Source organism: Saccharothrix lopnurensis, assembly GCF_042658445.1.
GTDB lineage: Bacteria > Actinomycetota > Actinomycetes > Mycobacteriales > Pseudonocardiaceae > Actinosynnema > Actinosynnema lopnurensis.
Genome location: NZ_JBHSQO010000019.1, coordinates 1 through 21,282 on the forward strand (window position 1 = coordinate 1; position 21,282 = coordinate 21,282).

15 protein-coding genes are annotated in these 21,282 nt (G+C 74.4%); 9 read left to right on the plus strand and 6 right to left on the minus strand.

Annotation, left to right across the window (positions count from 1 at the left end):
* The coding region (locus tag ACFP3R_RS19615; RefSeq protein ID WP_380637690.1) for an RICIN domain-containing protein at nt 1-1,640 on the plus strand (1,640 nt) is incomplete at its 5' end.
* A 39-nt stretch (nt 1,641-1,679) separates the two neighbouring features.
* Here the strand turns inward: ACFP3R_RS19615 and ACFP3R_RS19620 are convergent.
* On the minus strand, nt 1,680-2,087 hold the full coding sequence (locus ACFP3R_RS19620) for a RidA family protein (protein WP_380637691.1): 408 nt from the start codon (nt 2,085-2,087) through the stop codon (nt 1,680-1,682).
* A 100-nt stretch (nt 2,088-2,187) separates the two neighbouring features.
* On the opposite strand from ACFP3R_RS19620, the gene ACFP3R_RS19625 reads away from it, so the two are divergent.
* From ACFP3R_RS19625 to ACFP3R_RS19640, 4 genes are all read left to right on the plus strand, one after another.
* A complete protein-coding gene (locus ACFP3R_RS19625; protein ID WP_380637875.1) occupies nt 2,188-2,568 on the plus strand; it encodes a winged helix-turn-helix transcriptional regulator in 381 nt (126 codons plus the stop codon).
* A 72-nt stretch (nt 2,569-2,640) separates the two neighbouring features.
* Nucleotides 2,641-3,609: a GlxA family transcriptional regulator gene (locus ACFP3R_RS19630; RefSeq protein WP_380637692.1), complete on the plus strand. Its 969-nt coding sequence runs from the start codon at nt 2,641-2,643 to the stop codon at nt 3,607-3,609.
* On the plus strand, nt 3,606-4,211 hold the full coding sequence (locus tag ACFP3R_RS19635) for a DJ-1/PfpI family protein (RefSeq protein ID WP_380637693.1): 606 nt from the start codon (nt 3,606-3,608) through the stop codon (nt 4,209-4,211). Before ACFP3R_RS19630 ends, ACFP3R_RS19635 begins: the two co-directional genes overlap by 4 nt.
* A 44-nt stretch (nt 4,212-4,255) precedes the next feature.
* Entirely contained in the window at nt 4,256-4,645 is a 390-nt protein-coding gene (locus tag ACFP3R_RS19640; RefSeq protein ID WP_380637694.1) for a hypothetical protein, read from the plus strand.
* A gap of 13 nt (nt 4,646-4,658) precedes the next feature.
* On the opposite strand, the gene ACFP3R_RS19645 is transcribed toward ACFP3R_RS19640, so the two are convergent.
* Complete coding sequence (locus ACFP3R_RS19645) at nt 4,659-7,574, minus strand: hypothetical protein (RefSeq protein WP_380637695.1); 2,916 nt, start codon at nt 7,572-7,574, stop codon at nt 4,659-4,661.
* Nucleotides 7,575-7,830: 256 nt separating this feature from the next.
* Here ACFP3R_RS19645 and ACFP3R_RS19650 point away from each other — a divergent pair, with 256 nt between their 5' ends.
* Entirely contained in the window at nt 7,831-8,928 is a 1,098-nt protein-coding gene (locus tag ACFP3R_RS19650; protein ID WP_380637696.1) for a DUF2332 domain-containing protein, read from the plus strand.
* 159 nt (nt 8,929-9,087) lie between these two features.
* Here ACFP3R_RS19650 and ACFP3R_RS19655 read toward each other — a convergent pair whose 3' ends face one another.
* From ACFP3R_RS19655 to ACFP3R_RS19665, 3 genes are read right to left on the minus strand one after another with little or no spacing between them, the layout of a single operon-like run.
* Nucleotides 9,088-9,852, minus strand: coding sequence for an O-methyltransferase (locus ACFP3R_RS19655; protein WP_380637697.1), 765 nt, complete (start codon nt 9,850-9,852; stop codon nt 9,088-9,090).
* Nucleotides 9,852-11,126: a 3-dehydroquinate synthase family protein gene (locus ACFP3R_RS19660; protein ID WP_380637698.1), complete on the minus strand. Its 1,275-nt coding sequence runs from the start codon at nt 11,124-11,126 to the stop codon at nt 9,852-9,854. The genes ACFP3R_RS19655 and ACFP3R_RS19660 overlap by 1 nt, the downstream gene beginning before the upstream one ends.
* Before the next feature lie 17 nt (nt 11,127-11,143).
* Complete coding sequence (locus ACFP3R_RS19665; protein WP_380637699.1) at nt 11,144-12,427, minus strand: ATP-grasp domain-containing protein; 1,284 nt, start codon at nt 12,425-12,427, stop codon at nt 11,144-11,146.
* A gap of 390 nt (nt 12,428-12,817) precedes the next feature.
* Between ACFP3R_RS19665 and ACFP3R_RS19670 the strand changes: the two genes are divergently transcribed.
* Nucleotides 12,818-15,814, plus strand: coding sequence for a 3-keto-alpha-glucoside-1,2-lyase-like domain-containing protein (locus ACFP3R_RS19670; protein WP_380637700.1), 2,997 nt, complete (start codon nt 12,818-12,820; stop codon nt 15,812-15,814).
* 153 nt (nt 15,815-15,967) lie between these two features.
* Here the strand turns inward: ACFP3R_RS19670 and ACFP3R_RS19675 are convergent, their stop codons facing one another.
* Nucleotides 15,968-18,454: a M14 family zinc carboxypeptidase gene (locus tag ACFP3R_RS19675; protein WP_380637701.1), complete on the minus strand. Its 2,487-nt coding sequence runs from the start codon at nt 18,452-18,454 to the stop codon at nt 15,968-15,970.
* A 325-nt stretch (nt 18,455-18,779) separates the two neighbouring features.
* Between ACFP3R_RS19675 and ACFP3R_RS19680 the strand changes: the two genes are divergently transcribed.
* Nucleotides 18,780-19,673 (plus strand): hypothetical protein, encoded by an 894-nt coding sequence (locus ACFP3R_RS19680; RefSeq protein ID WP_380637702.1) that lies wholly within the window; start codon nt 18,780-18,782, stop codon nt 19,671-19,673.
* A gap of 56 nt (nt 19,674-19,729) precedes the next feature.
* Entirely contained in the window at nt 19,730-21,250 is a 1,521-nt protein-coding gene (locus ACFP3R_RS19685) for a hypothetical protein (protein WP_380637703.1), read from the plus strand.
* Nucleotides 21,251-21,282: the final 32 nt, after the last annotated feature.

Genomic DNA, 21,282 nt, shown 5'->3' on the forward strand with positions numbered 1-21,282 from the left:
CCGCCGCGCTCGTCGCCTCGCCGGCCGCGCCGACCGCGAGCACCGCCGTCGGCGCGGGGACCTACGCGGTGAAGAACGCGGGCAGCGGGCTGTGCCTGGACTCGCCCGGGACGAGCGCGGACGCGCAGCTCCGGCAGGCGGCGTGCGACGGCGCCGCCGCCCGGCGGTGGACGCTGACCGCGGTCGGCGGCGGCTACCGGATCACCTCCGTCGCCACCGGCCTGTGCGTCGGGGTCCAGGGCGCGTCGACCAGCGCGGGCAAGGCGATCCAGCAGCAGGCGTGCACGGGCGCGGCGAACCAGGTCTGGACCGTCACCGCGAGCGGCGGCAACTACCGGCTGATCAACACCAACGGCGGCAAGTGCGCGAACACCAAGGACAACTCCCAGGCCGCCGGCGCGCTCGTGCAGACCAACTCCTGCGACAACGCGGTCACCAAGCACTGGGCGTTCACCCCCGTCGACGGCGGACCGACCTCGACGACGACCACCACGACCACGACGACGACCACCACGACCACCACCACCACGACGACGACGACCAGCCAACCGCCGGGCTCCGCGCTCTACGTGGCGCCCAACGGCGGCGACAGCGCGTCCGGCACGCAGGCCGACCCGACGACGCTCACCTCCGCCATCGCCCGCGTCGCCCCGGGCGGGACGATCTACCTGCGCGGCGGCACCTACCGCTTCGCGCAGACCGTGACCGTCCCGCAGGGCAACAACGGCACCTCGGCCGACCGCACGGAGCTGTTCGCCCACCCGGGTGAGACCCCGGTGCTGAACTTCTCGGCCCAGGCGGAGGACCCGGCCAACCGCGGCCTGGCCGTGAACGGCAACCACTGGCACGTGCGCGGCCTCGTCGTCGAGCGCGCCGGCGACAACGGCATCTTCGTCGGCGGCAGCGGCAACATCTTCGAGCGCACCGTGACCCGCTTCAACCGGGACACCGGCCTCCAGCTGTCGCGGATGCTGTCCACCACGCCCAAGGACCAGTGGCCGGCCAACAACCTGATCCTCAGCGCCGAGTCCCACGACAACGCCGACTCCGACGGGGAGGACGCCGACGGCTTCGCCGCCAAGCTCACCTCCGGCCCCGGCAACGTCTTCCGCTACGCCGTCGCCCACAACAACATCGACGACGGGTGGGACCTGTTCACCAAGACCGACACCGGTCCCATCGGCGTGGTGACCATCGAGGACTCCCTGGCCTACGAGAACGGCACCCTCAGCGACGGCGGCCAGGCCGGCAACGGCGACCGCAACGGCTACAAGCTCGGCGGCGAGGACATCGGCGTCAACCACGTCATCCGCCGCAACATCGCCTACGACAACGGCAAGCACGGGTTCACCTACAACCGCAACCTCGGCACCATGGCCGTGTCGGACAACCTGAGCATCGACAACACCGAGCGCAACTACAACTTCGACGGCGGCAGCTCGGTGTTCCGCGGCAACACCTCCTGCCGCGGCGGCAGCGGCACCAACGACCGCACCCTGGGCGACGTCGACACCTCCAACCAGTTCTGGGCCGGGACCAACGGCTCCCGCTGCGCCGCCCACACCGGGGCGCTGGGCTGGTCCTACGCCACCGACGGCCGCCTGGTGGTCACCTTCGGCGGCAGGCCCGTGACCCGCTAGCCGACGCCGGTCCCGCCGGGCGCGCCCGGCGGGACCGGGTCAGTCGAGGACCGCGACGGCCTCGACCTCCACCAGGTGCTCGGGCACGTCCAGCGCGGCCACGCCCAGCAGCGTGCCCGGCGGGACCGGGGTGGCGCCCAGCGCCGCCGCCGCCCGGTCGATCCCCGCCAGCACCAGCGGCATCTTGTCGGGCGTCCAGTCCACGACGTGGATGGTCAGCTTCGCCACGTCGGCGAAGGAGGCCCCGACGCCGGCCAGGGCGGTGCCGACGTTGAGGTAGCACCGCTCGACCTGCGCGGCCAGGTCGCCCGCGCCGACCACGGCCCCGTCGGCGTCCCAGGCGACCTGGCCGGCGACGTGCACCAGCCTCGACCCGGTCGCGACCGACACCTGCCGGTAGGCGTCGACCACCGGCAGGCCGTCCGGGTTCACCAGGGTGATGCTCATGGGGTTCCTCCTCGCACGTGCTCTCTTGTGGTTACCGGGGAACCATAGGAGAGTGACCGCTGACGTGGAAGAACGCACTTTTTCGGAACTGGGGAACCTGATGGTGACCAAGGAGTACGCCGGCTCGCCCGACGAGGCGGACCTGAGGCGCGCGGACTCGCTCGCGCGGGAGATCTTCTCGGACGTGGCCAACAAGTGGGCGCTGCTGATCATCGAGGCCCTGGGCGACCGCACCGTGCGCTTCAGCGCGCTGCGCGACGAGGTGGAGGGCATCAGCCACAAGATGCTCACCCAGAACCTGCGGATGCTGGAGCGCAACGGCCTGGTCGAGCGCACCGTGCACGCCACCGTGCCGCCGCGGGTCGAGTACACCCTCACCGGACCCGGCCGGGGCCTGCGGGAGACGGTCGACCTGATGTGCGACTGGACCCACCGGCACATCGCCCACATCGAGGCCGCCCGCCGGGGCTTCGGCGGCTGAAGGGGCCGATGGCGCGATCCGTGGGGTGCGCGTCGTTGACGCCGTCGCCCGCGGACGACGAGCCTGGTCCCCGTGAGCCGCGTCGTCTTCGTCGTCTACGACGGCATCCAGCCGCTCGACCTGGTGGGTCCGCACGAGGTGTTCGGCCACGCCGACGTCCTCACCGGGGGCGGCCACCGCCGCGAGGTCGTGGCGCCCGCGGCCGGTCCCGTGCGGCCGGCGGGCGGGCTGTGCCTGCACGCCGGGCACTCGGTGGCCGACCTGCCGCCCGACGGCGTCGACACGCTGGTCGTCGCGGGCGGGCAGGGCGTCGACCGGGCCCGCCACGACCGCGCCCTGATCGACTGGATCGCCGCCGCGGCCGCCGGGGCGCGCCGGGTCACCTCGGTGTGCAGCGGGGTGTTCCTGCTGGCCGCCGCGGGCCTGCTGGAGGGGCGGCGGGTCACGACGCACTGGGCGCGCGAGGAGCAGCTGCGCCGCGAGCACCCCGGGGTGACCGTGGACTGCGACCCGATCTTCATCCGGGACGGCCCGGTCTGGACCTCCGCCGGCGTCACCGCGGGCATGGCCCTGGCCCTGGCCCTGGTGGAGGACGACCACGGGCGCGAGGTCGCGCACTCGGTCGCCCGGGAGCTGGTGCTGTTCCTGCGCCGGCCGGGCAGCCAGTCGCAGTTCAGCGTGCCGCTGTGGCAGGCGCGGCCCGCCACCGACCCGATACGGGAGGCGGTGGCCGCGGTCAACGCCGCCCCCGGCGCCCGGCACGGCATCCCCGACCTGGCCGCCCGCGCCGGCCTCAGCACCCGGCACCTCCAGCGCCGGTTCACCGCCGAGCTGGGCCTGCCGCCCGCCGCCTACGTGGAGCGCGTGCGCGTCGAGGCCGCCCGCCGCGCGCTCGCGGAGGCCGACGACCCGGTCGAGGCGATCGCCCGGCGCCTGGGGTTCGGCTCCGCCGAGACGCTGCGCCGCGCGTTCCACCGGCACGTCGGCGTCGCCCCGTCCGACTACCGCGAACGGTTCCGAGCACTGGGGGAGCACACGTGACCACCTACGGACTGCTGATCTTCGACCGGGTGGAGGAGCTCGACTTCGTCGGCCCCCGGGAGATCTTCACCGCGTCCTCGATGCCGCGCGGCGGCGCCGACACCGCCGTGCTGATCGCCGAGAGCACCGATCCCGTGCGCTGCGACAAGGGGATGCGCGTCCTGCCGGACCACACCCTCGACGACCACCCGCCGCTGGACGTCCTGCTCGTCCCCGGCGGCACCGGCGCCCGCGAGACCCAGGTCCACAACCCGGTCGTGACCGGCTGGATCGCGGGGGTGGCCGCGCGGGCGTCCTGGGTGACCGGCGTCTGCACCGGCGCCGCCCTGCTCCACGCGGCGGGCGTCGCCCGGGGCCGCCGCGTCGCCACGCACTTCTCCTACGAGGACCGGCTCGAAGCCCTGGGCGGGGTCACGGTGGTGCGCGACGCCCGCTACGTGGTGGACGGGGACCTGGTCACCAGCCAGGGCGTGTCGGCGGGCATCGACATGGCCCTGTGGCTGGTGGGGCGCCTGCACGGGCGCGACCACGCCCGGCAGGTCCGCCGCTACGCGCAGTACGAGCCCGCACCGCCCTACCTCGCCGACGAGCCGCCCGCCTGAACCGGGACGTCCCGCGCCGGAACGCCGGTTGTTAGGCTGACCACATGATCTTCTACACGGAGGCGGAGAGCCGGACGCTGCGCACGGCCGTCTTCGGCGTGATGGTGCTGGTGTCCCACGCCGACCCCGGTCCCGTGATCGAGGAGCGCTACGCGGGCCTCCGGGCCCTGAGCAACCTCTCGCCCGAGCTGCGCGGTGTCCTCCACGCGTCCCGGGTGCAGCTCCCGGCGGTGCCGGAGGAGGAGCTGGAGGGCCGGGTCCTGGACGCGCTGCGGCTGTCCGTGAAGATCCTCGCCGCGAAGGCGCCCGCCGAGGCCGCCTCCTTCCCGGGCGCCGTGGAGGCGATCTGCCACGAGGTGGCCGCCGCCGACGGCGTGGTGGCCGAGGTGGAGACCGCGGTGATCGGGAAGGTGCGCGCCGCGCTCGCCGGCTGAGGCGGCCGTCCCCTCACCCGGGGCGGGGCGCGCCGGCCGGCCGGGTCAGGAGGGTCAGCGCCGCGCCCAGCACCACCGCGCCGCCGCCGACGAGCAGCGCGACCGTCGGCAGCGCGGTCGGTATCCCCAGGTGCACGGTGATGCCGAGGATTCGCGACAGGCCCCACGGCAGCAGGACCAGCTGGTCGTTCCACGTCGTCAGGGCGCGCTCCAGGCCCACCACCGCCACCAGCCCGCTCACCGCCGCCAGCGGTGTCCCGGCGGCGAGGAGCACCCGCCCCAGCGCGCCCCGGCGGCCCACGCCCTCGCGCAGCACCGCGTACGCCACCGCGAGCACCCCCAGGAACGCCGCGGACGCCGCGGTCACGTACACCGCCCGCGCGACCGGCTCGGTCCAGAACGCGAACCAGTAGTACCCCGGCCCGCGCACCGCCAGCACACCCAGCAGCAGCACCGAGCGCAGCAGCGCCACCGCGCCCACCGCCGCGGCGAGCCGCGCCCGCCGCTCCCGACCGGTGGTCAGCCGCAGCACCAGCGCGAACAGCAGCCACGCGCCCAGCGCCGGCGCCAGGTGCGCCGGCGCGGCGAACCACGTCAGCACCGCGCGGCCGAGCACGACCGCGACCGCGGGCACCACCCACACCAGCACCCGGTCCGCCCCGGTCGGCTCGACCCGCCGCCACGGCCGGGTCAGCGCCCGCGCCCACGGCCTGCGCCGGCCCAGGGCGAACGCGAGGAGCAGCCCCAGCAGCACGCCGCGCGCCGCCCACGCCATCGGCTCGTCCCGGGCGGCCCTGGCCAGCCCGAGGTCGGCCGCGGCGAGGTTGTAGGCCGGCAGCGCCAGGTCGCCGCCGTACGCGCGCAGGTGCTCCGCGCGCCGCACCGCGTACTCCGCCGCCGCGGCCCGCGCCGCGTCCCGCGCGCCCGGATCGCCGGTGTCGAGCCACTGGACGTGGCGCAGCGCCGCGGCCCGGTAGGCGGCCAGCACCCCGAACAGGTCGACCTGGTGGTCCAGGGCGGCGACGAACCACCCCCGCAGCACCGGGTCGCGCCAGCCGGCCGGGTCGGTCGCGCCGACCAGGTCGCGCATCCGGCGGGCCGTGCCGATCGCCGCCGCGCCCTCGGCCACCGCCTCGTCCACCCGGTCGCGGCCGACCGCGTAGACCGTGCCGAGCGTGGCGCTGTCGCCGGTCGGGATGTCCCACTCGAAGATCCACATCATGGGCGGGGGATCGAGCCCCAGCGCCCGCACCCGGTGCCGCGCGTACGGGCCGACGTACAGGCCCGTGGTGATCGCCTCGCGCGACAGCGCCAGGGCCCGGCAGACGGCGTGCACCACGTCCGGGTCTGAGGAGAACGTGCGGCGCACCCAGTCGGCGGTGAGCCGGGCGGGGTCCAGGTCGGGGTCGCGCGCCAGTCTCCCGGTGACGTAGGAGTTGAGGTCGTAGAGCTGCCAGAACCCGGTCCTGAGGTCCAGCGTCCGGGGCCCGGCGGTCAGCGGTCCGCCGCCCTGCCGCCACGTCCACACCCCCTCCACGCGGGGGTTGGCCAGGAAGGCGCGCAGCGCGTGCCGGTGCAGCCCGCCCAGGTCGTTGGGCAGCGCGCCGAAGCCCTCGAACTCCCGGCGGGACTGGAACTCCACGATCCGCCGGTGCCGCCCCACCAGCAGCGTGTCGTTGAGCGGGAGGTGGCTGTAGAAGTCGCCGAGGGCGTACTTGGTGGACACGACCAGCCGGTCGTCGTCCACCCCGCCCAGCACCTGCTCGTAGGCGTCCCGGCTGGTGTGCAGGTCCCCGACCGCGCCGATGCCGACGCTCCACGTGCGGAAGACGATCTCCCGGTCGTGCTCGGCCGCCGTGGCGAGGAAGGCCCGCAGCATCGCCCGCACCGCCCCGGGCGTGGTCACCGCGATCTCGGAGGAGTAGTCCCAGCCGGGGAACCGGTAGGCCGCGCCGCCCTCGCCGATCCGGATCATCATCCCATCCACGTGGGGCAGCCGCCCGAACAGCTCCGACAACCCCGCCCGGTAGACCCGCCACAGCCGGTCGTCCTCGGTGCGCAGCCCGCCCGCCTCGCGCTCCAGGAACGCCCGCAGCGGCGGGGAGAGGGCGAGCATGTCGGTGGACAGGTAGACCTTCATGCCCATCTCGTGGGCGTAGCGCCAGACGGGGCCGAACGCGTCCACCATGGCCCGCGCCCGCGCCGGGTGCGGGTCGCCCGCCGGGTGGACACCGAGCCCGTCGAACGTGACGTACTCCAGGAAACCGGGCACGACCACCGCGTTGTAGCCGTCGGCCAGCGCGTGGTGCACCAGCGCGCGGAACTGCCGGGCGATCCCGTCCACCGCCGCGAGGTCGACGTAGGGCGCTCCCGGCAGCACCGCCGACCCCACCACGTCGGAGTTCAGCGAGTAGTCGTCGCCCCGGGCGAACGCCCCCGGGTCGTCGGGCAGCCCGACCGCGCCCAGGTCGGTCAGCCGCAACCCGAGCCGGGGCGCCACCACCCTCCCGTCGGCGACCACCTCGGTCCCGGTGCGGACGCGGTCGGCGATGTCGTACAGCCCGGCCGCGATCCCGCCGGGGGTGCTGCCGACCACGACGGGCCCGGGATCGACCCGGTACCCCTCGTCGGGCAGACCGGGCTCGGTCCGCACCCCGAGTCCGCCGGTGTCGCCGACGACCGGCCGGGGGCGACCACGCGCCACCAGGGCGTCGGCGACGGCGGTCGCGGCGAGCCGCAGCCGGGGCTCGTCGGGCACGCCGATCGAGGTGAACTCCGGTGGCGGGGCGAGCGGGCGCGGGGGAGCGGCGACCGGGCGCTCCACCGGCACGTCGGCCGGCCGCACTTCCAGCCCCAGCGCGTCACCCACCTGCCAGGCGACGGCCGCGCCGAGCCCGAGCAGCACCAGCACCGCGACCACCACGCGCACCGAGCCATCCTCACACGGGTTTCCCGGTTCCGGGCCACGCCGGTTCGGGCCGGCGGGTGCTGCCGGAGCGCGCTCGCCGGACCTGCTCTCCCGTGCCTGCTCGCCCGCCGGCTCGCGCCTACCAGTCCGTCGGCCTTGCCGGCCCGCGCCCGCCGGCGCTCCAGCCCGCGCCCGCCGGCGCTCCAGCCCGCGCCCGCCGGACCGCGCCCGCCGAACTGATCCTGCCGAACCGGCCGGGACGACTAGGATCGCCGGCGTGCCAGGACCGACCGCGGCGAGCGCCGCGCCCGCGGGTGGCGCCCGCACGCTCGCCCGGTCGTACCGGCGCTTCGGCGAGGTCGAGGCTGCCGGGATCTCACCGCTCCACGAGCGGGTCGCCATCGCCCTGAGCGAGTCCGACGAGGCACTGCGCGCCGTCGAAGCGGCGCCCGCGCGCAAGCGGGGCCCCGCGCTGGTCCTCGCCGCGCTGCACGACCTCGCCGTCGCCGGCCGCGCCCCGGCGCTCGCCGCGGCCTACGCCGCCGCCGACGGCGAGGCGGCCGCCCGCGCGGCGGTGGACGTCCTGCTGCGCCAGACCGACCGGGTGGTGGCCCTCGTCGCGCGCCGGCGGGTGCGGACCGGCGAGACCGGGCGCTGCGCCGTGCTGTACCCGGCCATCGCGGAGGCGGCGCGCCGGGTGGGCGCGGACGCGGTCGGCCTGATCGACGTGGGCTGCTCGGCCGGGCTCAACCTCGTCGTCGACCGCGTCGGCATCTCCTACGACAACGGGCAGTCGCTGGGCGACCCGTCGTCATCGGTGCGGCTGTCCTGCTCGGTCGTGGGGAACCGGCCCGTCCCGACCCGGGCGCTGCCCGAGGTGGTCGCCCGGATCGGCGTCGACCTCGACCCGGTCGACGTGACCGACGCGGACGAGGTCCGGTGGCTGCGCGCCTGCGCGTGGCCGGACCGGCCGGAGCGGATGGCGGGCCTCGAAGCGGAACTGGCGCTGGCGGCGGCGAACCCCCCGCTGCTGCTGACGGGCGACGCCGTCGACCTGCTGCCCGACGCCTTCGCCCTGGTGCCCGCGGACGCCCTGCCGGTCGTCACCACGACCTGGGCGCTGTCGGGCTTCCCGCTGGAGGCCCGCCTCCGCTTCCTGCACCGCCTGGACGAGGCGGCGGCCGGTCGGCCGGTGGCGTGGGTGTCGGCAGAGGGGGTCGGGGTCGCGCCGGCGGTGCCGACCCTGGGCGATCGCCGCGCCTCCGGCCACAGCACCCTGGGCCTGTCGGTGCTCGACGGGTCGACCCTGCGCGCCGAAGCCGTGGGCCGCTGCTGGTCGCGGGGCCGCCTGCTGGCCTGGTTGGCGGGCTCCTGACCCGGCGGTCGCCCGATCGTGTCAGGGACCCGGTGACCACCCGCCCTGCTGACCCGCGAAGGGCCCCACCGACCGACCACCCCGACCGACCACCCCGACCGACCACCCCGACCGACCACCCCGACCGACCACCCCGACCGGCCGACCCGCGACCCCGGATCAGCCCACGACCCGGATCAGCGTCACCCCGTCCCGCAGCGGCAGCAGCACCTGCTCGAACGCCGGGTGCGCGGCCACCCGCGCGTTGAACCCCGCGACGGCCGCGCCCCGCGTCGACCGGTGCGCCCCGTCGAGGTAGACCTCCCCCTGGTACAGGGTGTTGTCGACCACCACCACGGCCCCGGGCGCGAGCAGCCCGCGCCGGTGGGCCAGGTCGAGGTAGTCCCAGTACTGGGTCTTGTCCGCGTCGACGAAGGCGAAGTCGAACACCTCGCCCGCGTCGGCCAGCCGCTCCAGCGTGGCCAGCGCGGGCCCCTCCACCAGGGTGATCCGGTCGCACCCCGCGAACGCCTCGCGGGCGACCCCCGCCGCGCGCGGGTCGGACTCGCAGGTGACCACGCGGCCGTCGGCGGGCAGCGCCTCGGCCATGGCCAGCGCCGAGTAGCCGGTGAACGTGCCGATCTCCAGCACCCGGCGGGCCCCGGTCACGGCGACCAGGAACCTCAGCAGCTGCCCCTCCACGTGGCCGGACAGCATCTCCGGCTCCAGTGTCGCCACGGCGTCCCCGGGGCCTCCCCACACGTGCCCGGTGGTCCGCCGGTTCAGCGCCGCGAGCCGGTCGGACTCGGGCGTGGTCGTGGCCGACAGGTAGTCGTCCAGCCCCGAGGCCAGCGCGCGGGCCCGGTCCAGGCGCGCGCAGGGCCGGTCCCGGGCCAGCAGTTCCAGCTCGTGCGCGAGGATCGACAGCGGCGTCACCGGCCGCATCACGTCCACCTCGCGTCGCGCAGGTACATGCCCACGCCGCGCCCACCGCCGGGGAACCCGCCGCACAGCGCCCGGTGCCGGCCCACGGCCTCGGCCAGCAGCCGGTGCTCGACCTCCGCCAGGTAGTCGCACCGGCCCAGGCCGCCGCGCGGGGCCACCGCCCACAGCGCGGAGCCGCCGCGCTTGCGCCGCACCGTCTCCTGCGCTGCCCTCATCAGCTCCAGGTCCTCGATCACCGGGTGGTGCACGGCCAGGCCCAGGTCTCGGCACACCGCCAGCAGCGCGTCGCGGCCGTCGACGTCCAACCAGCCCACCAGGGTGGCCAGCGTGGCGGTGAACGCCATCTCCACCGCCACCGCGTGCCCGTGCAGCAGGCCCGCGACCGGCTCGAACTTCGGGCTCCAGGTGTGGCCGTAGGCGTGCGGGCGGTCCTGCCGCGTCTCGAACATGTTGGCGCCCTCGTGCCGCAGGTACGCGTGCAGGGAGCGGAACAGCACCTCGTCGGCGATCCCGGCCAGCTCCGGGTCGTCGCCGGTGGTGGCGAACCGGGTGTCCAGCAGCGCCCGGCCGTGCCGCTGGAGCAGGGTGAACAGCGCCTCGTCGTCGACGGCGGCCATCTTCACGATCTCCGCCACGCCGTGGCGCAGGTGCTCGGGCGCCAGGGTGCGGAACAGCGCCCGGTCCACCAGGGTCAGCACCGGCGGGTGGTAGGCGCCCAGGGCGTTCTTCATCAGGGTGCCGTTGACGCACGTGCGCGGCGACGGTCCCGCGTCGACCGCCGAGACGACGCTCGTGCCGATCATGACGTACGGGGTGCGGCGGTTGAGCAGGGAGCACGCCAGGCCGGCGGTGTCGGTCAGCACGCCGCCGCCGACCACCAGCACGGGTTCGCCGCGCGCGAGGTCGCACCCGTCGCCGCCCAGGAACGCCGCCATCCGGCACACCGTGCCGAGGACCTTGTCCTCCTCCAGCGCCCGGCACACCATCGTCGTCAGCGGGATGCCGTGCGCGGCGAAGTACGCCCGCAGCGCGCGGCCGTGCAGGCGGTCGACGGTGGCGTCCACGATGGCCACGCACCGCCCCGCCGGCAGGTAGACCCCGGCCAGGTCGGGTGTCGCGGGGTCGAACACGTCGTCCACCAGCCGCACCTCGCTGCGCAGGCTGAAGGTCGCGTCCACGGTCACCGACCGCCGCTCGGCGTCGCGCCGGACGTGCCCGGACCCGCTGTAGTGGGCGGAGGTGGCGTACTCGTCGAGGTGCCGCAAGGCCGTCATCGGATGCCCTTTCGGTGTCACACGAGCTTCCCGGTGGCCCAGTTGACGCGCTCCCACCGCTTGCGCGCCGCCAGGGCGCGGAGCAGGAGCACGGGCAACTGCACGTGGTGCATCACCAGGAAGGGCAGGGGGTCCCGCCGGTCGAACACGGCGTCCTTGCCGTGCCGGAGGTCCAGCAGCCACGTCCGCGACCGCCGTCGCCGCAGCGCCCGCCGCAGCCGGCCCAGTTCCGCGCCCAGCCAGTGCACCGGCGGCGAGCCGGGCAGCGGGCGGGCCACGCCCTCCGCCCCGGGGTCCAGGTACGCGGCGGCGAGGTCCGGGCTGTCGTGGAAGGCGACCAGCGCCGAGTGGGGCCGGGGGTTGCACTCGATGGCGTAGGGCACGCCGTCCCGGTCCACGATGAAGTCGAACGACACCTGGCCGTGGAGCCGGTGCGCGGCCGCGAAGTCGCGCACCCAGTGCCAGATCTCGGGCACCTCGACGTGGTGGTAGTTCAGCTGGAGCGCCGAGGACTCCGAGCACGTGTAGGCGGTGATCCGACCCGCGCGGCACGTCGTGTGCGCGCAGAACTCGCGGCCGGCGGCGCGCCGTTGCAGCACCCAGGGCCGGTCCGGTCCGATGGGCAGGTCGGCCGGCGCCGCGGCCGGGTCGGACACCACGAGCACCCGGTGGTCGGCCGCCATCGACGTCCACTCGGGCGGCTTGAGCACGTACTCGTGGCCGGCGAGGTCGGCGTCGCGCACCTGCCGCACGTCGGTGATCCGCCGCGTCTCCAGGTGGGGCAGCCCCGCGGCCCGCACCAGTTCCGCGAACTCCGCCTTGTCGTTGAGCAGGCGGTGCGTCGCCGGGTCGTTGGCCAGCACCGCGCAGTGCCGGGCCAGCACGGGCACGGCGTCGGCGGTGGGCTGGGCGAGGCCCGGTTCGTCGATCACCGGCACGACCGTGTCCACGCCCTCGGCCCGGATCACCGAGACGAGGTCCCGGACGTAGCCGGCGGGGTCCGTGGCCGGGTCGGCGACCAGGTGGAACGCGCAGGCGGCCCGCGAGAAGCGCAGCGGTCCCCACCGGTGCCGGGGGTTCGACACGACGACCACGCGGTGCCCCGCCTCGTGGAACTTCCTGGCCAGCAGCAGGCTCTTGGTCATGTGGGTGGTGGTGACCAGCACCGTCGTCCGGCGCCGGCAGGGCGGGCGCGGGGTCACCAGGTGCGCCACCCCGCACACCAGCCCCGTCACCGGGGCGGTGACGACCAGCGCGGCCAACAGCGCGACACCGCGCGCACCGATCGGGAACGACGACACCGGACCACCTCCCTCCACGTCGCTCAGGGCTGCCCGACACGGTTCCCGGCAACCCGCCGTGCCGGCCGATTCACCGGGACGTGTCCTGGTGAGGGGCTTGGTGGTCACGCAGCGGCAGGGGCGCTCCGAGCCGCGCCACCACCCCCGGTTCGGCCGGGTGGACCAGGGGGCTCACCCCACTTCCGCACGAACTAGACAAAAGTCCGGTCAGGTTCAACGAAAGTTCTGGACTTGTCGGGGGTTCGCCCCTACCGTTCATCACGTTCGGTCGAGTGAACAACTACTCCTAGTGACAAGCCGTCTCCACCCGCCACCTCGTGCGGACCCTGCAACCGTGCGACGACGACGTCGGACACGCGTGGTCGTCCCTGCCCTCCCAGGAGCATGGATATGAGATGGACAACGCGACGGACGCGCCTGCCCGCCCTCGGCTTGTTGACGGCAGCCCTGCTGGTCAGCGGCTCGGGACTGCCGGCGACCGGGGCACCGCGCGAGGAAGCCCCGCCGCCCCAGGAACCCGGCGTCACGCTGCGCGTCTTCGACGTGCAGGTGGCGCTGGACCGGCTGTGCGCCCTCAAGCCGGCCCAGACGCCCAACATCGACAAGCTGATGCCCACCATCGACTGGACGACGACGGACCACTTCGGGTTCGCCGACCGCTTCGTGGCCGAGGTGACCGGCAACATCACCATCACCCAGGCGGGCGCCTACGCGTTCCGCCTGCTCAGCGACGACGGGTCGCGGCTGTCGATCGACGGTCGCGTGGTCGTCGACCACGACGGGCTGCACGGCCCCGACCCCAAGGACGGCACGGTCTCCCTGTCGACCGGCTACCACTCCCTGCGGATCGACCACTTCGAGCGCGACGGCGGGCAGCAGCTCACCCTCCAGTGGCGGCCGCCGGGCGCGACGGGCTTCTCGGTCGTGCCGAACTCGGCGCTCAGCACGGACAGCGGCGTCGTCCGGGTCACCGCGCCCGGCCGCAAGGACTGCGCCACGGGCTCCGACTCGCCCGGCGACGGCCTGCCGCTGAACTCCGTCCACCCGGACTACACCCTGACCAACCTGCGCCCCAACGGTTTCCAGCCGCGGGTCAGCGCGATGGACTGGTTGCCCGACGGCCGCCTGGTCATCGCCACCTGGGACGGCAAGAGCACCAACACCGGTGAGCTCTGGGTGCTCGGCAACGTCACCGGCGCCACCGCGCCCGACCGGGTCACCACCAAGCGGATCGCGACGAACCTGCGCGAGCCCATGGGCGTGAAGGTGCTCGACGGCAAGATCTACGTGTCGCAGAAGCACCAGCTCACCGAGCTGACCGACACCAACGGCGACGACGTGGTCGACCAGTCCCGCGCGGTGGCGACGTGGCCGTACGGCGGCAACTTCCACGAGTTCGCGTTCGGCCTGCTCCACCAGGACGGGGCGTTCTACCTCAGCCTCTCGGTGGCGATCAACGAGGGCGGCGCGACCACCAACCCGCAGCCCGCCGCCAACCGCGGCACGACGGTGAAGGTCGACCGCGCCACCGGGCAGGTCAGCTACATCGCCGGCGGCCTGCGCACGCCCAACGGCATCGGCTGGGGCCCCGAGGGCGGCATGTTCGTCAACGACAACCAGGGCGGCTACCTGCCCGCGTCGAAGATGGTGCACATCAAGCAGGGCCGGTTCTTCAACCACTACACCAACCCGGCCGGCCCGTTCGACTCGAACCCGGTCGCCGCGCCCGTGCTGTGGCTGCCGCAGAACGAGATCGCGAACTCCCCGAGCACCCCGGTCCAGCTCACCCAGGGCACCTACGCCGGGCAGATGGTCTTCGGCGACGTCACCTACGGCGGCCTCCAGCGCGCGTTCCTGGAGAAGGTCAACGGCGAGTACCAGGGCGCGGTGTTCCGGATGACCCAGGGCCTCGAAGCGGGCGTCAACCGGACCACCCTCGGCCCGGACGGCGCGCTCTACATCGGCGGCATCGGGGACGGCGGCAACTGGGGCCAGGACGGCAAGCTGCTCCACGGCCTCCAGAAGCTCGCCCCCAACGGCGGTCGGACGTTCGACGTCCTCGCGATGCGCGCCATCGCGGGCGGGTTCGAGGTCGAGTACACCCAGCCGCTGTCGGCCGACACCGCGGCGAACCTGGCGAGCCGCTACCGGGCCCAGCAGTGGCGGTACGCGCCGGCGCCCTCGTACGGCGGCCCCAAGGTCGACCAGGAGAACCTCTCTGTCGCCTCGGCCACGCTGTCCGCGGACGGCCGCAAGGTCACGCTGAAGCTCAACGGCCTCAAGCCCGGCCGGGTGGTGCACCTGCGCTCGCCGCGCCCGTTCGCCTCGAACACCGGCGTGCCGCTGTGGAACACCGAGGCGTGGTACACGCTCAACAACCTCGTCGGCACCGCCCCGCCGGCCACCCAGCTGCTGGAGGCCGAGAGCGCGGCCCTGTCCGGCGGCGCTGGGGTCAACACCGACCACACCGGCTACTCCGGCGCGGGCTTCGTCGACGGCTACGGCACCCAGGGCGCGAGCACCCGGTTCGCGGTGAACGCCACCGCCGCGGGCGCGCACAACGTGGGCCTGCGCTACAGCAACGGCCCCAACCCGTCCGCCGGGACCAAGACGATCAGCGTCTACGTCAACGGCGCGAAGGTCCGGCAGGTCGCCCTGGCCGACACCGGCAACTGGGACACCTGGGCCACGCACACCGAGTCGCTGACGCTCCGGGCGGGCGCGAACACCATCGCCTACCGGTTCGACAGCGGCGACGTCGGGCACGTCAACCTCGACTACCTGACCGTCACCTCCGCCCAGCGCGTGTACCTCTACAACGGGGGAGGCACGGAGAACTGGCGCAACGCCGACGGCAGCGCGCCCTCCTGGCCGGTGGCCAACGGCTCGATGGAGGCCCTCGGCGGCGACATCCGCAGCCGGCAGGCGTTCGGGGACTTCAAGCTGCACCTGGAGTTCTGGCTGCCGAACCTGCCGTCCAACGTGACCGGCCAGCAGCGCGCCAACAGCGGCGTGTACCTCCAGGACCGCTACGAGCTCCAAATCCTGGACAGCTACGGCAAGCAACCGCTGGCCGCCGACGACGCCGCGAGCATCTACCTGAAGCGGGCCGCGTCGTCCAACGCGGCCACCGCGCCGCAGACGTGGCAGACCTACGACGTCACGTTCCGGGCGGCGCGCTTCAACAGCTCCGGTGTGAAGACCGAGAACGCCCGCGTCACCGTGGTGTGGAACGGCGTCACCGTGCACCAGGACTTCGCGATCGACGGCCCGACCGGCGCCGGCGCGCCCGAGGGCCCGACCGCGGGGCCGTTCCGGCTCCAGGACCACGGGGACCCGGGTGAGAACGTCCGGTTCCGCAACATCTGGGTCGAGCCGCTGAACTAGCCCTGCCGGGCCGGGCTGGCCGGGTCGGCGCCGTTGAGCCGGCGCCGCGGACCCGCGCGGGCCCGGCCTGGTCCGCCCGCCCCGGCCGACAGCCCGGAACACGGCGAGCGGGTCCGGCGGCCCCCCGGGAGGAGCCGCCGGACCCGCGGGGGTTCAGCGCCGGCGCTGCTTGGCGGCGCGGGTGGGGTCGGCGCAGACCTCGCCCACGTCCACGGTCTCGCCCCGGTCGACGAAGACGTCCGTCAGGCCGACCACCCGACCCTGCCGGTCGGTGCAGGTCAGCGTGTACGCCTCCTCGACCCCGTAGGTCGGGGGCACCGGGGAGGCGAACTCGACCCTCCCGGCGGTCCAGTCGTCCGGGTTCGCCGGGTCGGCCTGCTCGTAGTTCACCAGGACCGCGGTGTACTCCCCGGCGGGCGGGTCGAGCAGGGTGGCCCGCTCGGAGTTGGTGCCGCCGCGCGCCGACTGCGTGACCACCTGCCCGGCGGCGTTGAGGACGTACAGGTCCCAGTCGGTGCGGGTGGACCCCCACGAGACCGACACGTCGAACCGGCCGTTGTCCGCCGCGGGCGGGGCCTGCACGGTGAACGGGATGCGCTCGGCCACCGGGTTGCCGGGGAACGAGGTGTTCTCCGCGGGCACCCCGGGCGGGTTCGCCAGCGCCACGGCGGCCTGCGGCGGCCCCTGCGGGTCGCGGCCGTACCGACCGGCCACGTACGGGCGCGTCGAGGGGTTGACCGACCAGGTGAACCGGCCGCCGGTCGACGAGTAGGTCGACTCGACGGTGTCGGTCACCTGGATCGGCGGCGTGGTGGAGCCGTCCGGCTGCCGCACCGGCGAGGTCGGCGTCCGGAAGGTCTTGTGCACCTTGAGCTGGTGGCCGGCCGGAGCGGTGCCGACCAGCGTGGAGTGCGCGGCCGGGTCGGCGGCGTTGGTCAGCATGTCCAGGAACGCGGCCCGGTTGCCGCCCCGGCCCGCGCCCGCCGCCGGGGCCGCGCCGGTGTACTCGGCGACCACGGCGTCCTCGTACGGCGGGTGGAAGCCCCCGGGGTTGATCTCGAAGGTGAACCCGAAACCGCCGGTCGCCCAGTACGACCAGTCCTCGGTGGTGCCGGTCGTGTCGTACAGGCCCCACGACGGGATGCTGTCGTAGCCGTTGCGCGAGGCCATCCGGTCGCCCAGCGCCTTGACCACCGGCTCCTCCAGCGGCGCGCGCACCGCGGCCACGCCCGGCGGGCGCAGCACCAGGTTGCCGTAGGTGTGCAGGGTGATCAGGTTGGTGACCGCGCGGGAGGAGACCAGCGCGCGGACGTTGCGGGTCTCCGGCTCGGAGAACGGCGCCGAGCCCCGGAACGTCTCGCTGTTCCACGTCACGCCCGCGCCCGCGCCGCCCCAGAACCCGGCGTAGTTGCGGTTCGGGTCGGTGCCGCGCGCGGTGCCGCCCGGGTTGGCCCGGCAGACCCCGGTGCGCAGCTGCGGCGGCGAGTCGTCCGCGCGGCAGTTCTTGCGCTTCATCTCGTAGTCGAACCGGGTGAAGTCGCCCTTCGGCTCGGCCTCGCGGGAGACCGAGAAGCCGTCCGGGTTCACGATCGGCACGACGACGTTGCGGGTCTTCGCCACCAGCGACCGGATCGAGTTGTCCCGGTGGTGGCCGTTGACCAGCTCGTGGGCCCACTCGATCGCGTGCTCGCCGGCCGGCCACTCGCGGGCGTGGTGCACGCCCATCAGCAGGTTGACCGGCTTGCCGTCGGCGGCGGTGTCGACGTCCCTGGCGATCTCGACCGCCACCACGTCGCGGCCCTCGGGCGTCGGCTCGGCCAGCGTGAACGCCCTGACCAGCCGGGGGTTGCCGCGGGCCAGCTCCTTCAGCTCGTGCTCGTACTCGTAGAGGTGGCGGTAGGAGGTGCGGCGGGACGGCAGCCCCGACGCCCGGCCCCGGGCGGCGTAGGCCCGGTCCCGCGCGGCGGCCTCGCGGGAGGTCCGGGACAGGTCGGCGTCCACCGTCGTGTACCCCAGGCCGCTCGCGCGCAGCGTCTCGCGGTCCGCGTCGCCCGCCAGCACGACCTCGACGCCGGTGGCGTCGCCCTTCTCGGTGAGGTCCAGGTCGAGGCCCAGCAGGGTGTCCTTGTCCTCCCGCCGCGGCGTCTCCACGCGCACGACCTCGGCGCGCTCCGCCGCCGTCGGCGTGCCCTGCGGGGTCAGCGCGAGGAAGTCCACGCCCAGCGTCGCGGTCCCGGCCGGGCCGGCGTAGCGGCACGCCTGCACGACGAGCCGCTGGCCCTTGGTCACGAAGCTCTCCGCCAGCTCGCGGCTGCGCAGCGCGGAGGAGGCGGCCACGATCCCGCCGGCCTCGTCGAACACGGCGACGTCCCAATCGCCCTCGCGACCGCCGCCGCCCGGCGCCAACCGCGCCTGGACCAGGCCGTCCACGGTCGAGGTCACCTCGCGCCGGTCCACCCCGGCCGTGCCGGCCGGCAGCAGGGCGTTGTAGCACGCCCTGGCCTCGGCCCGGTCGGCCCGCACCACCCGGTCCTGCGCGGTCGCCGCCGGGACCGAGACGCCGACCAGCGCCAGCCCCGCCACGCCGACCGCGACACCCGCCCGCACCGCCACCGAGGTGGATCTGCGCCTGGATCTCATCGCCGCACTCCGTTCGGTCGTCCCACCAGGCGATCGACGCTAAGGCACGGGGGAGGAGGCGACCACGGCCGGAAGTAGGCGTTGCCCGCGCACCGCGTCGCTCCGGGGACCTGCGGAACCTCGGTGATCTCCGCCCGTCGGCACGGTGGTCGGCATTCTGGGCGAAGCTCGTCACCGCCAGTAGCAAATCATCGCTGGTGAACAAACCGGAAATTCATGTTTATTCCTCTGTAGAGCTTTGGCCTGCGTAAACAGAAATTCTCCACTTTCGAGTGAACCGACCCTGATGGGGGACCGAACGCAGGGCATGAGGGGAGGTGATTGCATGAAAGAAGTTGAAGTGGCCCCCACCGCGCCGGTGCCCGTCCTGCTGCGTCGTTCCTTGTCGCTGCTGGGTTTCCTGCTCGGTTTCGGCCTGTTGACCTTCGCGGGGACCGCGCACGCCGACGAGGACGACGGTTCCCCGGGACTGCTGGGCGGCGTGCTCGGCGGCGTCGTGTCGGGTGTTTCCGACCTGACCGGACCCGTGGTGTCGGACGTGTCCGCACTCGCGGCCCCGGTGGTGGCCCCGGTGGTCGACGTGGTGGAGCCGGTGACGGCCCCGCTGCTGTCGCCGGTCACCCGGCCCCTCCAGCCGGTGCTGGAGGTGCTGGAGCCGGTGACCCGGCCGCTGCTGGCCCCCGCCGAACCGGTGGTCACGCCGGTGGTCGCCGGCATCGGCCTGGACCTGGGTTCGCTCGGTGCCGGACTCCCCGGTGCCGGACTCCCCGGTGCCGGACTTCCCGGTGCGGAACTCCCCGGTGCCGGGTTCCCCGGTGCCGACCCCGTCCGGGACGAGCCGGTGACGCGTGCTCCGGCCGCGTCCGAGCCGACTCGCGCGGAGACCTCCGCGCAGCCGTCGGTCGACGCTCGGACCGCCACCACCACCGCTCGGCGGTGGGCGGTGGCGGAACCCACGACCCCCGAGGTCGCCGCCGGTGCGACGTGGCACCGGGCGCCCGCGGGTGGCCCGAGGTCCCCGGGCGACGACCTGCCGGCCGTGGCCGGTGCGACGACCGGCACGGCGTCCTCCGGCGGTGGCGCCGGTGGCTCGCCGGGCCAGGCGGACCTGCCCGGTGTGCCGGGCGCGGAACCGGGTGACGGCGGTCTGGTCGCCCAGGCCGAGCGGTGGCGGGTGCCACCGTGGTGCTACGTGTTCGGGCGACATCACCCGAGCTGAGCTTCTTCCCTTCCAGCCGACCACTGCTCCACGAGCTTCGAGGGAAGAAGACATCGATGAACAAGTACGTCCAACGCGGTCTGCTGGCCGCGGTGATCTCCGGCGGGTTCGTCCTGCTGGGACAATCGGTCGCGAGCGCCGACACGGTCGACCGGGGCCCGCTGGGCCTGGGTGGGCTGGTCGGCTCGGTCACGGACACCGTCTCCTCGGCGGTGGCCGGCAACGGTGGCGACTCCGGCAACGGGGGTAGTGCCACCAGCGGCAACAGCGCGGTGAGCGGGAACTCCGGGAACTCGGGCAACTCGGGTTCGACCGGGGGCAACTCCGCCTACGGCCTGTGCGTCCTGGCCGAGTGCACCACGCACGTCGGCTCGGGCGACTCCGGGAACACCGGCGCGACCGGCAGCACGGGCAACGCCACCAACACCAGCCACACCACCGGGGGCAACTCAGGCCCGGCCGGTGACGGCGGGTGGGCCGGTGCCACCGGCGGAGGCCACCACGGCTCCGCGACCGCCCAGGCGGGCTCCGGTGGCGACTCCGGCAACGGCGGCGGTGCCACCAGCGGCAACAGCGCGGTGAGCGGGAACTCCGGCGACTCGGGCAACTCGGGTTCGACCGGGGGCAACTCCGCCTACGGCCTGTGCGTCCTGGCCGAGTGCACCACCACGGTGACCTCCGGCGACTCGGGCAACACCGGTTCGACCGGCGGTACCGGCGATGCCACCAACACCAGTTGGACCACCGGGGGCAACTCCGGCCCGGCGGGTGACGGCGGCGACGCGATGGCCTGGACCGGGAACAACGGCTCGTGGCACCACCGCGGCGGGAACGACACCTCCGCGGAGGCGGTCGCCGGTGATGGTGGCGACTCGGGCAACGGTGGCGATGCCACCAGCGCCAACAAGGCGGTGACCGGCGACTCGGGCGACTCCGGGAACTCGGGTTCGACCGGTGGCAACACCGCGTTCGTGATCGACCTCGGTGGTCAGCAGTGGAACCACCACGGTCGGCACGGCGACTGGAACAACGGCCACGGGACCACCACCACGGTGACCTCCGGCGACTCGGGCAACACGGGTTCGACGGGCGCTACCGGCGATGCCACCAACACCAGTTGGACCACCGGGGGCAACTCCGGCCCGGCCGGTGACGGCGGCGACGCGATGGCCTGGACCGGGAACAACGGCTCGTGGCACCACCGCGGCGGGAACGACACCTCCGCGGAGGCCGTTGCCGGTGATGGTGGCGACTCGGGCAACGGTGGCGATGCCACCAGCACCAACAGGGCGGTGACCGGCGACTCGGGCGACTCCGGGAACTCCGGCGCCACCGGCGGCAACACCGCCGTCACCCACACCAGGGGCGAGCACGACAACCGCTCGTGGTGGACCCACTCGGGTTCGGGTCGGCAGCACCACTGGTCGACGACCACCGTCGGCTCGGGCGACTCCGGCAACACCGGCTGGACCGGTGCCACCGGCGACGCGCACAACACCGGCTGGACCACCGGGGGCAACTCCGGCCCGGCGGGCGACGGCGGCCACGCCGAAGCCCTGACCGGCCACCTGGTGTAGCGGGACCGGAAGTCGAGGGGCGGGATCGGCAC

Bases quoted from the DNA above. Each gene is read 5' to 3' on its own strand.
- ACFP3R_RS19670 (WP_380637700.1), top strand. From the start codon at position 12,818: ATGAGATGGACAACGCGACGGACGCGCCTGCCCGCCCTCGGCTTGTTG.
- ACFP3R_RS19685 (WP_380637703.1), top strand. From the start codon at position 19,730: ATGAACAAGTACGTCCAACGCGGTCTGCTGGCCGCGGTGATCTCCGGC.
- ACFP3R_RS19655 (WP_380637697.1), bottom strand. From the start codon at position 9,852: ATGCGGCCGGTGACGCCGCTGTCGATCCTCGCGCACGAGCTGGAACTG.
- ACFP3R_RS19675 (WP_380637701.1), bottom strand. From the start codon at position 18,454: ATGAGATCCAGGCGCAGATCCACCTCGGTGGCGGTGCGGGCGGGTGTC.
- ACFP3R_RS19625 (WP_380637875.1), top strand. From the start codon at position 2,188: ATGGTGACCAAGGAGTACGCCGGCTCGCCCGACGAGGCGGACCTGAGG.
- ACFP3R_RS19620 (WP_380637691.1), bottom strand. From the start codon at position 2,087: ATGAGCATCACCCTGGTGAACCCGGACGGCCTGCCGGTGGTCGACGCC.
- ACFP3R_RS19660 (WP_380637698.1), bottom strand. From the start codon at position 11,126: ATGACGGCCTTGCGGCACCTCGACGAGTACGCCACCTCCGCCCACTAC.
- ACFP3R_RS19680 (WP_380637702.1), top strand. From the start codon at position 18,780: ATGAAAGAAGTTGAAGTGGCCCCCACCGCGCCGGTGCCCGTCCTGCTG.
- ACFP3R_RS19640 (WP_380637694.1), top strand. From the start codon at position 4,256: ATGATCTTCTACACGGAGGCGGAGAGCCGGACGCTGCGCACGGCCGTC.